The organism is Cupriavidus plantarum, from assembly GCF_905397285.1.
Lineage (GTDB): Bacteria > Pseudomonadota > Gammaproteobacteria > Burkholderiales > Burkholderiaceae > Cupriavidus > Cupriavidus plantarum.
In genome coordinates, this window is record NZ_CAJPUX010000001.1 from 180,506 (window position 1) to 193,440 (window position 12,935).

Below are 12,935 nucleotides of genomic sequence, written 5' to 3' on the forward strand. Positions count from 1 at the left end.
GTATTACCCAAGATTCGAAAAAGAATAAACGTCAGGCAGACGTGGTCGCCCAGGCGTTGACGATGAGCTGCTTGATCAGGTGCAGCTTTCGATGGAAGAAATGATCGGCGCCCGGGATCACGATCACGGGCAGTTCCTGCGGCCGCGCCCAGTCCAGCACGCTGGCCAGCGGCACGGTGTCGTCCAGCTCGCCATGGATCACGATGGTGTCGGCCGGCACGTCGCAGACCTCCCAGCGGCTCGCGGCCGTACCGACGAGCGCCAGGCGCTGTGCGGGCGTGCCCGCTTCGGCGAGCCGCCGTGCCACATGCGTGGTCACGAAGCTGCCGAACGAAAAGCCGCCGAGCGCGAGGGGCAGCGTGGCCACGTCCGGCGACCACGCGGTCTGCTGGCGCATCCACGCGATGACCGCGAGCTGATCGTCCTGCTCGCCGATGCCCTTGTCATGCTCGCCCTCGGTCCCGCCGACGCCGCGAAAGTTCGGCCGCACGGTCGCATAGCCGAGCGCCACGAAGGTGCGCGCGAGCGTCTGCGCGACCTTGTTGTCCTTGGTGCCGGCAAACAGCGGATGCGGATGCGAGACCAGCGCGAGACCGCGCACGGGCGCGTTCTGCGGGCGATCGACTGAGATGTCGATGGCGCCGACGGGGCCGGGAATGGAGAGAACCTCGGTATGCGCGTTCATGGTAGCGGGCAGGAGTACGTCTGGACGGGCTCAGGGATGCAAAGCAGGGGGAAAGCGGAACTGCACGGACAGCAACGTTGCCAACGGTGGCAACGACGGACGCTTACCGATCGACCATCAGGCGCTCGACAGGCTTGCCGTTGACCAGATGGCTCTCGATGATCTCGTCGATGTCCTGCTCGTCGACGAAGGTGTACCAAACGGCCTCGGGGTAGACCACAAGCACCGGTCCGAGTTCACACCGGTCGAGACAACCGGCCTGATTGATCCGCACGCGCCCTTCGCCCGAGATACCGAGCTCCTTGCAACGCTTCTTGGCGTACTGCTGCATCGCCTTCGCGTTGTGGTCGGCGCAGCAGGCCTTGCCGTTCTCGCGCTGGTTCAGGCAGAAGAAGACGTGGTGTTTGAAGTGGCTGCTCATGCGGCGGACGGGGCGATCGAGTGAAGCTCGCAATTATACGTCCCCGCACGCCCGCAACCCGTTTTGGGGCATGCCCGGATTTCCGGAATCTGGCGCCGCCGCGGGGGTGCCAGACCCGTTCGGATGATGTTTTAGCCGCTCGCGACCGGCCTTTAAGTGCTCTTTACATCGCTATTTCTTCCGGAAATCCGGACGCGTCGTTTCCGGATTTCCGGAAAGCCGGAGCATTGATGCTGAGTCGAATCGGGAAAATGTTTCGAATCAATGGGTTAGTCACCATGTATGCACTGGCATGCGCGTTGCAAAAGGTTACAACCAGACGCGTCGCAATTCCGAGACGTGCGGAAATCGGTTGCCGGTCCACGGCATCCGTCACGGTCAAATACCGAGGACGACATCATGAGGAAACCCTTCTACAAGATCCTGTACGTGCAGGTGCTGTTCGCGATTTTCGTCGGCATCGTGCTGGGCCATTTCTGGCCCGGCACGGCTGTCGAGATGAAACCGCTCGGCGATGCCTTCATCAAGCTCATCAAGATGATCATCGGCCCGATCATCTTCTGTACGGTCGTCTCCGGTATCGCCGGCATGCGCGACATGAAGAAGGTCGGCCGCGTCGGCGGCAAGGCGCTGCTGTACTTCGAGATCGTCTCGACGTTCGCGCTGCTGATCGGCCTGTGCGCCGCCCACCTGCTGAAGCCCGGCGTCGGCTTCAACATCGATCCGGCGACGCTCGATACCAAGTCGATCTCGCAATACGTATCGAAGGCCCACGGCCAGAGCAGCGTCGAATTCCTGATGCACATCATCCCGGACACGATCTTCAGCGCATTCGCCAATGGCGACATCCTGCAGATCCTGCTGGTGTCGTTGTTCTTCGGCTCGGCCCTCGGCGTCGTCGGCGACCGCGCGAAGGTGATTCACGACATGGTGGATCAGGTCTCGAAGGTGTTCTTCCATATCGTCCACGTGATCACGAAGGTCGCCCCCATCGGCGCGTTCGGTGCGATGGCCTTCACCATCGGCAAGTACGGTCTGGGTTCGCTGGTGCCGCTGCTCAAGCTCATCGGCACGTTCTACTTCACGGCCGTGCTGTTCGTGCTCGTGGTGCTGGGCACCATCGCGCGCTTCACGGGCTTCTCGATCATCCGCTTCGTCTCCTACATCAAGGAAGAACTGCTGATCGTGCTGGGAACGAGCTCCTCGGAAGCCGCGCTGCCGCATCTGATGGAGAAGATGGAGCGCCTCGGCTGCTCCAAGCCCGTGGTAGGCCTCGTGGTGCCGACCGGTTACTCGTTCAACCTCGACGGCACCAACATCTACATGACGCTGGCCGTGGTGTTCATCGCGCAGGCGACGGGTATCGACCTGACGCTGTGGCAGCAGCTGACCATCCTCGCGGTGGCGATGCTGACGTCCAAGGGCGCGAGCGGCGTGACGGGGTCCGGCTTCATCACGCTGGCGGCGACGCTGGCCGTGGTGCCGGACATCCCCGTGGCGGGCATGGTGCTGATCCTCGGCATCGACCGCTTCATGAGCGAGTGCCGCGCGCTGACCAACATCATCGGTAACGGCGTGGCAACGGTCGTCGTGTCCGCATGGGAACGCGAACTGGATCGGGCGCGCCTCAACCGCGTGCTGCGTGGCGAAGATGATTCCGTCGGGCTCGCCGACGCCGGTCAGGGCGCCCGCTGACGTGTCGTCCGGGGCCCGCCGCCAGCGGGTATCATCGGCGCAGGTTTCTTCCCGCGCGCCGATGCCCCACTCCGACGACTTCCTCACGGTCCACGACCCCGCCGCTCCGCGCGACGGGGTCGCGCCGCACGCGCCGGACGCACCGGGCGCCATGTCGCGGTGGTGGGCCTTCGCGGCCGCGCTCGCGGCGGGTCTGCTTGTGCTGTGCGCGCTCACGTGGCTGGTCTCCGTGCAGCGCGGCATCGCCGGGCTGCAGCAATCGACGGCCACGCGCGCGGACCGCTACGCCGCGACGCTCGAGAGCACGCTCGACCGCTACGAATTCCTCCCCGCGCTGGTCTCGCTGCATCCTTTCGTGCGCGGGCTGCTGCAGAATCCCAACGACCGTGCGCATATCGACGCGGCCAATGCCTACCTGGTCGACGTCAACCGCCGCGCGCGTGCCTCCGCCACGTACGTGATCGCCGCCAATGGCATCGCGCTCGCCGCGAGCAATCATGGCGAGGCCGGCAGCTTTGTCGGCACCGACTACCGCTTCCGTCCGTATTTCCAGATCGCCGCGCGGGGCGACATCGGCCGCTTCTACGCGATCGGTGTGACCAACGACGAACCCGGCTACTACATCGCGCAGCCGGTCGAAGCCGATGGCAAGGTCATCGGCGTGACCGTCGTCAAGCTCAACCTCGAATGGTTCCAGCGCGCCGGCGGCGGCAGCGCGGAGCCGCTGATGGTCAGCGACGACCATGGCGTGATCTTCCTGTCTTCCGTGCCCGAATGGCAGTACCGCACGTTGCGGCCGCTGCCCGCGGATCTGCGGGCCGAGCTCTATGACACGCGGCAGTACCACGACAAGGACGTCACCCCGCTGCCGCTGGAGCCGCTCAGGTCGCCGATCACCCGCTGGATCGCGGAAACGACGCTGCCCGACGGCGCGCGGCTCGTCCGCGTGGGCGCGGACAAGCATGCGACCGAGGCGATTGCCGAGCGTGTGGGGCTCGACCTTGAGGACGACCGCGGCCGCTACCTCGAAATCAGCCGCACGGTCGGGCCCGCCGGATGGACCATGCAGGTCATGGCGCCGCTGGAGCCGGTGCTGTCCGCCGCCCGCAACGCGACCATCGGCGCGGCGCTCGCCTACGCCTGCGTCTGCCTGTTGCTCGTGAACCTGCGCCAGCGCCGCCAGCGCGCGCGCGACATGCAGTACAGCCGCCGGTTGCTCGAGGCCGCCTACGACGAACTCGAACGCCGCGTGGAGGCGCGCACGGCGGACCTGATGGCCATCAACGAGCAGCTCGAAGGCGAGGTGGTCGAGCGCACTCGCGCGGAGAAGGAGTTGCGCGCCACGCAGGACGAACTCGTGCAGGCAAGCAAGCTTGCGGCACTCGGGCAGATGGCCGCGGGCATCACGCACGAACTCAACCAGCCGCTCGCCGCGCTGCGCACGTTCTCCGACAACACGCGCGTGTTGCTGGAACGCGGCCAGCTGGATGCCGCCACGGGCAACCTCGCGGCCATTGCGGACCTGACCGAGCGCATGGGCAAGATCACGGGGCAGCTCAAGCTTTTCGCGGGCAAGGCGCGGCCGCGGCGCAACGCGGTACGCGTGCGGGCGGCGATCGATCATGTGCTCGCGATTACCGCGCCGCGCACGGCCGGCACCGTGATCGCCGTGCATGGGATAGACGATGGCGACGACGTCTCTGGCCTCGCCGATATTTCGGTGTGGGCGGACGAACTCAAGCTGGAGCAGGTGCTGCTGAACCTCGTCGGCAACGCGCTCGACGCCATTGCGTCCGCGCGCGTGGCGGGGCGTATCGACATCACCGTCAGGTCGAATGAATCGCTGGTCACGGTGACGGTGCGCGACAATGGCGGCGGCATCGCGGCCGAAGCGTTGCCACGCCTTTTCGAGCCGTTCTTCACGACGAAGGAGATCGGGCAGGGCCTCGGACTCGGCCTCGCGATTTCCACGTCGATCGTGCGCGAATTCGGCGGGCAACTCGCCGCGCGCAACGTGGAGGACGGCGCGGAATTCGTGGTGACATTGCGGCGGGCGCACCAGCCCGTCCATCACTGAAGCAGGAACTGAAAATGCAAGACGGTTTGCGTGTGCTGTTCGTCGAGGACGAGCCGCTGGTGAGACAGGCCACGGCACAGAGCCTCGAACTGGCCGGATTCTCCGTGCTGGCGCTGCCGTCCGCGGAAGCGGCGATGCCGCACCTCGCGCCCGATTTTCCCGGCGTGCTGGTCACCGACGTGCGCCTTGGCGGCGCCAGCGGACTCGACCTGCTCCATCACTGCCGCAACGTGGCGCCCGGCGTGCCCGTGATTCTCGTCACGGGCCACGGCGATATCACGATGGCCGTGCAGGCGATGCGCGAGGGCGCGTACGACTTCATCGAAAAGCCGTTCGGCGCCGATCGCCTGACCGATACCGTGCGGCGCGCGCTCGAACGCCGCGCGCTCGAACTGGAGAACGTGGCGTTGCGGCGCGAGCTCGCCGGGCCCGCCGCGGGCACGCGCATCATCGGCCGGTCGCCCGCGATCGAGCAAGTGCGCGGCCTCATCGCCAACGTCGCCGCCACCGACGTGCCCGTCATGATCAACGGCGAGACGGGTACCGGCAAGGAACTCGTCGCGCGCAGCCTGCATGCGCTGTCCACGCGGCGCGAGGCGCCTTTCATCGCGCTGAATTGCGGCGCGGTGCCCGAGTCGATCTTCGAGAGCGAAATGTTCGGCCATGAGGCCGGCGCGTTCACGGGCGCGGGCAAGCGGCGCGTGGGCAAGCTCGAACACGCCTCGGGCGGCACGCTGTTCCTCGACGAGATCGAAAGCATGCCGCTGGCGCTGCAGGTCAAGCTGCTGCGTGTGTTGCAGGAAGGGACGCTGGAACGGCTGGGCTCGAACGCGTCGATCCGTATCGACGTCCGCATCGTCGCGGCCGCCAAGGGCGATATGGAAGCGTTGGTGGAGCAGGGGGTATTTCGGCAGGATTTGTACTACCGCCTCAACGTCGTCACGATTCCGCTGCCGCCGCTGCGCGACCGGCGCGAGGACATCGTGCCGCTGTTCGAACACTTCATGCTGGTGTCGGCCGTGCGCTACCAGCGGCCCGCGCCGATCCTGTCGGAGACGCAACGGCAGGCGCTGATGCAGCGCCCCTGGCCCGGCAACGTGCGCGAGTTGCGCAATGCGGCCGACCGCTTCGTGCTCGGCGTGCCCGAGGGCAATCAGGCGAAGATCGACGCGCACGACGACACGCAGCCATTGCGCGAGCGCATGGAGCACTACGAGCGCGCGGTCATCGCCGACGTGCTGGCGCGCACGGGCGGCGCGGTGAGTCAGGCGGCCGATCTGCTGCAGGTGGGCAAGGCGACGCTGTACGACAAGATCAAACGGTACGGGCTGTAACCGTAAGCGCCGATCACTTCCACATGCCGCGCATGCGCTGCGCGAGATCCATCTTCGGCAACGGCGCCCTGGCCGGGGCATCGCCCGGCATCGGCGGCGGCGGCCAGGAGCGGCTGTAGAAGTTCGGCATCACGCGATTGGGCAGGAAGCGCGTACGCGAGGCGTACACATGCTTGTCGCCGAAGCCCACCTGCTGATGCACGTAGAAGCGTTGCGGCACGATGACATCGAGGTGGTCCTTGGCGCGCGTCATCGCCACGTACAGCAGCCGCCGCTCTTCCTCGATTTCCTCCGTGGTGCCCGTGGCAAGGTCCGATGGCATGCAGCCATCCACCGCATTCAGCACGTACACCGCCTTCCATTCCTGCCCCTTCGCGGAGTGGATCGTCGACAGGATCAGGTAGTCCTCGTCGCGCGACGGTACCCCCGATTCATCGCTCGACGCGCTCGGCGGATCGAGCGTGAGTTCGGTCAGGAAACGCTCGCGCGAGGCATAGGTCGCGGCGATGCGTTCCAGTTGCTGCAGATCGGCCTGCCGCGCGGCGGCATCGTCGTGCAGCCGTTCGAGGTGCGGCTCGTACCACGCGATGACTTGCTCGAATGCGGAGGGCCACGCGGTGGCCGGCACCATGAGCGCATTCGCGAGCGTCAGCAGTTCGGCCCACGCCGGCGCCGCGGCGGGTGGCGGGTCGAAGGCCGACAGCGCATCCAGGGGGGAGGCGGGCGATAACGACATCGCGCTCTCCAGCCCATCGAGCACGCGCCCGGCCGTCTTCGGCCCCACGCCCGGCAACAGCTGCAATGTCCGGAAGCCCGCCATGCGGTCGCGCGGATTCTCGAACCAGCGCAGCACGGCCATTACGTCCTTCACGTGCGTCGATTCCAGAAACTTCAGGCCGCCGAACTTGACGAACGGGATATTGCGGCGCGCGAGTTCGATCTCGACCTGCGCGCTATGGTCGGCCGCGCGGAACAGCACGGCCTGCGACATCAGCGTCAGGCCCGCCTCGCGCCGCGCGAGAATCTGCTCGACCACGAAGCGCGCCTGATCGGCTTCGTCGTTGACGACGACCACGCCAGGTTTCTCGGCGGATTCGCGATCCGACCACAGGTCCTTGGTGAAGCGCTCGGCGGCGAGACCGATGACCGCGTTCGCCGCGGTCAGGATCGGTTGCGTCGACCGGTAGTTCTGCGACAGCGTGACCTGATGCGCGGCCGGCGTGAAGTGCTTCGGGAAATCGAGGATATTGCGCACGGTAGCGCCGCGGAACGCGTAGATCGACTGCGCGTCGTCGCCCACCACGGTCAGGCCGCGGCCATCGGGTTTGAGCGCGAGCAGGATCGATGCCTGCAGCGCATTGGTGTCCTGATATTCGTCGACGAGCACGTGGTCGAAGCGGGCGCCCATGTCCTGCGCGATAGCGGGCTCCTGCATCGCCTGTGCCCAGTAGAGCAGCAGATCGTCGTAATCGAGCACCTGCTGTTTCTGTTTCGCTTCCACGTAACCCGCGAACAGGCCGTTCAGCGCCTCTGCCCACATGGCGTAGCGCGGAAACTGGGTCTTCAGCACGACCTCGAGCGGCAACTGCGTATTGACCACGCGCGAGTAGATCGCGAGGCAGGTCTCCTTGCGCGGAAAACGGGAGGTCTGCTCCGACAGGCCGAGGTCGTGGCGCACCACGTGCATCAGGTCCGCCGAGTCGCCGCGATCGCTGATGGTGAAGCTCTGCGCGAGGCCTAGCGTCTCCGCGTATTCGCGCAACAGGCGCGCGCCGATCGCGTGGAACGTGCCCGACCATTGCAGCGCCGCGCGGCCCGCGCCGGTGTTCGTGCCCAGTGCCTGATCGACGATCCGTTCGACGCGCCGGCCCATCTCCGCCGCAGCGCGGCGCGAGAAGGTCAAAAGCAGGATGCGGCGCGGATCGGCGCCGGCGAGCACCAGATGCGCCACGCGATGCGCCAGCGTATTGGTCTTGCCGGAGCCGGCGCCCGCGATGATCAGCAGCGGCGCATCGCCGGCGTGTTCCACCGCCGCGCGCTGCTCGGGATTGAGCTTGTCGAGGTAGCTCGGCGGAGCAGACGGCTGGGCGATTGACGCGGAAGTGACGTCGGGGGCAAGTTCGATGGACACGGCGGGCGGCAAGGACGAAAGCTGGCGCCCACTGTATATGCATACAGCATGCGGAATCAAGCGCACAACAAAAAAGGTGCCTTACGGCACCCTTAAGTGATGAACAGCGGGGGGCAGTGGCCGGCGGTGGTTACGCCGCGAGCGCGCCTTCCAGCAGCTTGTGCAGGGCGTCCCACTCGGGCTCGCCTACGTAGCGCTTGAGGATCTTGCCGTTCTTGTCCACGACGAACGTGGTCGGCGTCAGCTGCACGTTGCCGAATGCCTTGGCGGCCGTGCCATCGGAGTCCATGGCGACCTTGAACGGCAGTTCGCGCGTCTTGGCGTAGTTCATCACGTACATGGGCGGGTCGTAGTTCATTGCCACGGCGACGAACTCGAGACCCTTGTCCTTGAACTGCTTGTAGGTCTTGACCATGTCGGGCATTTCCTTGACGCACGTCGTGCAGCTCGTGGCCCAGAAATTCACGATATACACCTTGCCCTTTAGGTCCGCGGTGCCGACCTTGTCGCCGGACAGCAGCGTGAAGGTGGCGGCCGGCGCGGCGTTGGCCGGCGACAGCGCCCGGAAACCAAACCAGCCGAGCACGGCCACGATGACGAGGGCGGCGATGGCGATGGGCAGGCGCTTGCTGCCGGAGGTAGCGGAGGTCGACATATGGCGGTCCGTGATGGGGACGGGCGGGGTGGGAGCCCGCGATGACGGCTATTCTACTGCCGCGTGGGAATTACCGTCGTTGATCGCGCGCCCTGCAACGGGCCTGCGTCATTCCGCCGCAGCCGCGCCGCTTGGCACGCGGGTGGCCACCCTCAGCGCGCGGCGGCCACTTTTTCCCGCGCGGTATCGAGCGCCTGTTCGAAATACGCGCCGTAGAAATCCGGCGACATCCCCCGCAGCGGCGCGGCGGCGTTGCGCCCGTTACGGTCAAGAAACAGCACGGTAGGGGCCGCGCTGATGTTGCGCGCCCGCGCCCAGGCCCGCGCGGTGGTCATCGTGCCATCCGCATCGCGCACAGGCACGTCCGACGTCATATCGATCTCCCGCACGCGAATCTCGCCCGACGCCGCCTGCGGCGCCAGATAGTTGCGCCGCACGGCTTCGCAATACACGCACCCCGGCAGGCTCACGAGCACCACAAGCGGCTCGCCAGCCTTGCCGGCCGCGGCGGTCTGCGCCGGCACGTCGGTCATCCACGGCAAATGATCGGCCGTGGCCGCGTAGGCCGCCGTCGCGAGCAGCAGCGCCGCGGCGGCAAGCAGGCGAGACATTCGGAGCGAGTGGCGGGGGAGGGAAATCATGAGGCGTCACCGAGACAAGGCTTTCCCCGATAATAGCGATTTGCGCCGCTAACCGCTGTAAGGTTCCGCATGCGCCGGGCACCATACGGCCCCGCGGATGCCGCCGACTGACACGGGGCTAGCGGCCCCGCGAGCCCACGAACCCGCATGCCTCGTCTCTTGCCCCCGCTGCCGTTGCTGCCGTCCCTCTCTCCGCTGCGAATGCTGCTGGTGCTGCTGGTCGCCTTCGCCCTGTCCGCCTGCTCCCCCCGCTACGACTGGCGAACCACGGTCTCGCAAGAGGGCGGCTATGCGGCGCTCTATCCGGCCAAGCCCACCCGCGCCGCGAGAGACGTCTCGATCGCGGGCCGCAAGCTGCCGATGACCATGGAAGCCGCCCGCATTGACGACACGCTGTTCGCCGTGGGCGTCGTGACGCTGCCTGAAGACGACGCCGCGCTCCGCCAGCAGGCCCTCGAGTCGATGCAGGCGGGACTCGCCGCAAACCTCGGCACGCACACCAGCGAGCCTCCGAGCGCGCGCGCGGTCAAGGTCACGACCGCGGCAGCGCCCGCCATCGCGCTCGATGCCGTGGAGGTGCAGGTGGCCGGCATCTCCCCGCAGGACCAGTCGCCGCGCCGCCTCACGGCGCGGCTCGTGGCGTCGGGCAGGCATGTCTATCAGGCCGTGGTGCTGGAAGCGGGAGACGCCGCGCGCGATCAACGACAATCGGAGCAGGTCGAGCAGTTCCTGACCGGCTTCCATCCTTATTGAAACCAAACGGAGTACGAGCAATGCGTTGGGAAGTCTGGGTCGCATATTTCGCGGCATGCTGGGTCATCGCGGTGTCGCCGGGATCCGGCGCCGTGCTGTCGATGAGCCATGGCCTGTCCTATGGCGTCCGCCGCGCGACCACAACGATCCTTGGCCTGCAGGTCGGCCTCGTGATGATCCTGCTGATCGCGGGCGGTGGCCTCGGCGCGCTGCTGCTGGCGTCCGAGCACGCGTTCCTCGCGGTCAAGACCGTCGGCGCGTTGTACCTCATCTACCTCGGCATCCAGCAATGGCGCGCGCGGGTGGAGGTCAAGGGCGACAATGGGGCCAACAATGAGGCCAACAACGGGGCCAACAACGCGGCCGGCCCCGTCCGCGTGCCGATGATGAGCCGCGAGCGGCGGTTCGCGACGGGCGTGCTGACCAACGCGACCAATCCGAAGGGCATCGTATTCATGGTGGCCGTGCTGCCGCAGTTCATCGACACGACGCATCCGCTGGCCACGCAGCTGGCCATCCTCGCGGTGACGATGTGCGCGGTGGATCTGACGGTGATGCATGGCTACGCGCTGCTGGCCTCGCGCATGCAAGGGTTGTTCCGCAATGCGAGCGCGCTGCGCTGGCAAAACCGCTTCTTCGGCAGCGTGCTGATGGCCGTGGGCACCGCATTGTTCTTCGTGCGCCGCCATCACGCCTGAGCCGGCGTGGCAAACCGCGGGTGGCGAACGCTGCCCCGGTTTGCTTCAATGGGAAGCAGTCCCTGCAAGGAGCGCCCATGCACCCTCATGTCCCCCTCCACGTCCCCCTTCACGTCCCCCTTCGCGTCCCCCTTCACGCCCATCGGGAACCCCCGCCCGACATCCCGCCGCCTCCGGGCATCCCGCCCGACCTGCCCCCGATCGAGGAACCGCCACCCCCGCCGCTGGAACCGCCGGTCGTGGATCGCGCCACTAGCCACTAGCCACTCCGCAACGCCCGCCGGTACTGGATCGCTTCCGCGACGTGCCGGATGGCGAGCGTGTCCGCGCCGTCGAGGTCCGCGATCGTGCGGGCCACCTTGAGCACGCGGAAGTACGCCCGCGCGGACCAGGCGAGCTTGTGCATCGCCCCGCGCAGCAACGCCTGCGCCGCATCGTCGAGCGGACACGCCGCGTCGATCTCGCGGCCGCCAAGATCGCCGTTGGGCTTGCCCTGCCGCGCCATCTGCCGCTCGCGCGCCGCGATCACGCGCAGGCGCACCGCCGCGCTGGCCTCGCCGACCGGCCCATCGAGCATCTCCTCATGACTCTGGGCCGGCAGCTCGAGCTGCAGATCGATACGATCTAGCAACGGCCCCGACACCCGCGACTGATAGCGCCGGATCTGGTCCGGCGTGCAACGGCACGGCCGCGAAGGATGGCCGAGGTACCCGCAGGGGCAGGGATTCATCGCCGCGATGAACTGGAACCGCGCGGGAAAATCGGCATGCGCCGTCGCCCGTGCAATCGTGATGCGCCCGGTCTCGAGCGGCTCACGCAAGACCTCGAGTACCCGTCGTTCGAACTCGGGCAACTCGTCGAGAAACAGCACGCCATGGTGCGCCAGAGAAATCTCGCCGGGCCGTGGATTTCCGCCGCCGCCCACCATCGCCGCCGCCGATGCCGTGTGATGCGGCGCGCGAAACGGCCGGCGGCCCCACACCGATGGCTGAAATCCTCCCGCCGTCAGACTCGACACCGCGGCCGCCTCGAGCGCCTCGTCGGGCGTCATCGGCGGCAGCAGCCCGGCGAACCGCTGCGCCAGCATCGACTTGCCCGTGCCCGGCGGGCCGACCAGCAAGGCGGAGTGCTGTCCCGCCGCGGCGATCTCCAGCGCGCGCCGGGCCTGCAATTGCCCTCGCACATCGAGCAGGTCCGGAACCTCCGCGGCGCTCGTGACCAGCGATGGCGCGCGCGCGACGCCGATCTGATGCTCGGGCTTGCCGCCGAGATGCGCGCAGACCTCGGCCAGCGTGTCCGCCGGCAGCACCCGCAGGCCGTCCACGAGGGCGGCCTCGGGCCCGTTACCGGCCGGTACGATGAACGTCCGCGCATCGGAACCAAAACGCGCGCGCGCGATGTTGTCCCGCGCGAGCCCCATTGCCATGGCGAGCGCACCGCGCACGGCACGTAGCTCACCCGAGAGCGACACCTCCCCGATGAACTCGAAATCGTCGAGCCGATCTCCCGGCAACTGCCCGCTCGCGGCGAGAATTCCCAATGCAATCGGCAAGTCGAAGCGCCCCGACTCCTTGGGCAAGTCGGCAGGTGCCAGATTCACGGTAATCCGCCGGCTGGGAAAGTCGAACGCGCAATGGAGCAGCGCGGCGCGCACGCGTTCGCGTGCCTCCCGCACTTCGGTCTCGGCCAGCCCGACGATATTGAACGCGGGCAGGCCGTTGGCCAGGTGGATTTCCACCGATACCGGCGGGGCGTCGATGCCCGTCAGCGCGCGGCTGTGCAATACGGCGAGGGTCATGGCTCTCGTTGACGTTGGGGCAGGGGGCGGCTTCCTTTCGTGCGGGC

11 protein-coding genes are annotated in these 12,935 nt (G+C 67.2%); 5 read left to right on the plus strand and 6 right to left on the minus strand.

Translation table 11 applies throughout. The features are described 5' to 3' along the window. Positions 1-31: 31 nt before the first annotated feature. Positions 32-685: an alpha/beta hydrolase gene (locus tag KHP16_RS00860; protein WP_109582255.1), complete on the minus strand. Its 654-nt coding sequence runs from the start codon at positions 683-685 to the stop codon at positions 32-34. A gap of 103 nt (positions 686-788) precedes the next feature. Next, positions 789-1,106: a (2Fe-2S) ferredoxin domain-containing protein gene (locus KHP16_RS00865; protein WP_109582254.1), complete on the minus strand. Its 318-nt coding sequence runs from the start codon at positions 1,104-1,106 to the stop codon at positions 789-791. Between the two features lie 399 nt (positions 1,107-1,505). On the opposite strand from KHP16_RS00865, the gene KHP16_RS00870 reads away from it, so the two are divergent. The 3 genes from KHP16_RS00870 to KHP16_RS00880 all read left to right on the plus strand — a co-directional run bounded on the left by KHP16_RS00870 (position 1,506) and on the right by KHP16_RS00880 (position 6,212). Further along, entirely contained in the window at positions 1,506-2,801 is a 1,296-nt protein-coding gene (locus tag KHP16_RS00870; RefSeq protein ID WP_109582253.1) for a dicarboxylate/amino acid:cation symporter, read from the plus strand. A 61-nt stretch (positions 2,802-2,862) separates the two neighbouring features. Continuing rightward, on the plus strand, positions 2,863-4,878 hold the full coding sequence (locus tag KHP16_RS00875; RefSeq protein ID WP_211959436.1) for a sensor histidine kinase: 2,016 nt from the start codon (positions 2,863-2,865) through the stop codon (positions 4,876-4,878). Positions 4,879-4,892: 14 nt separating this feature from the next. Then, positions 4,893-6,212 carry a sigma-54-dependent transcriptional regulator gene (locus KHP16_RS00880; RefSeq protein WP_121492039.1) on the plus strand — a complete coding sequence of 440 codons (1,320 nt, stop codon included), beginning with the start codon at positions 4,893-4,895 and terminating at the stop codon, positions 6,210-6,212. Between the two features lie 13 nt (positions 6,213-6,225). On the opposite strand, the gene KHP16_RS00885 is transcribed toward KHP16_RS00880, so the two are convergent. The 3 genes from KHP16_RS00885 to KHP16_RS00895 all read right to left on the minus strand — a co-directional run bounded on the left by KHP16_RS00885 (position 6,226) and on the right by KHP16_RS00895 (position 9,639). Further along, positions 6,226-8,343, minus strand: a complete 2,118-nt coding sequence (locus KHP16_RS00885; protein WP_211959437.1) for an ATP-dependent helicase — start codon at positions 8,341-8,343, stop codon at positions 6,226-6,228. A gap of 130 nt (positions 8,344-8,473) precedes the next feature. Continuing rightward, the gene (locus KHP16_RS00890; protein ID WP_121492038.1) at positions 8,474-8,998 is read right to left on the minus strand and encodes a TlpA disulfide reductase family protein; all 525 of its coding nucleotides are present in this window, start codon (positions 8,996-8,998) and stop codon (positions 8,474-8,476) included. Positions 8,999-9,150: 152 nt separating this feature from the next. Then, a complete protein-coding gene (locus KHP16_RS00895; protein WP_179592701.1) occupies positions 9,151-9,639 on the minus strand; it encodes a SoxW family protein in 489 nt (162 codons plus the stop codon). Positions 9,640-9,786: 147 nt separating this feature from the next. Here KHP16_RS00895 and KHP16_RS00900 point away from each other — a divergent pair, with 147 nt between their 5' ends. Both KHP16_RS00900 and KHP16_RS00905 read left to right on the plus strand, forming a co-directional pair. Beyond that, the gene (locus KHP16_RS00900) at positions 9,787-10,392 is read left to right on the plus strand and encodes a hypothetical protein (RefSeq protein WP_109582248.1); all 606 of its coding nucleotides are present in this window, start codon (positions 9,787-9,789) and stop codon (positions 10,390-10,392) included. 20 nt (positions 10,393-10,412) lie between these two features. Continuing rightward, positions 10,413-11,090 (plus strand): LysE family transporter, encoded by a 678-nt coding sequence (locus KHP16_RS00905; protein ID WP_109582247.1) that lies wholly within the window; start codon positions 10,413-10,415, stop codon positions 11,088-11,090. Positions 11,091-11,349: 259 nt separating this feature from the next. Here KHP16_RS00905 and KHP16_RS00910 read toward each other — a convergent pair whose 3' ends face one another. Continuing rightward, a complete protein-coding gene (locus KHP16_RS00910) occupies positions 11,350-12,888 on the minus strand; it encodes a YifB family Mg chelatase-like AAA ATPase (protein WP_115953861.1) in 1,539 nt (512 codons plus the stop codon). Between the last annotated feature and the right edge of the window lie 47 nt (positions 12,889-12,935).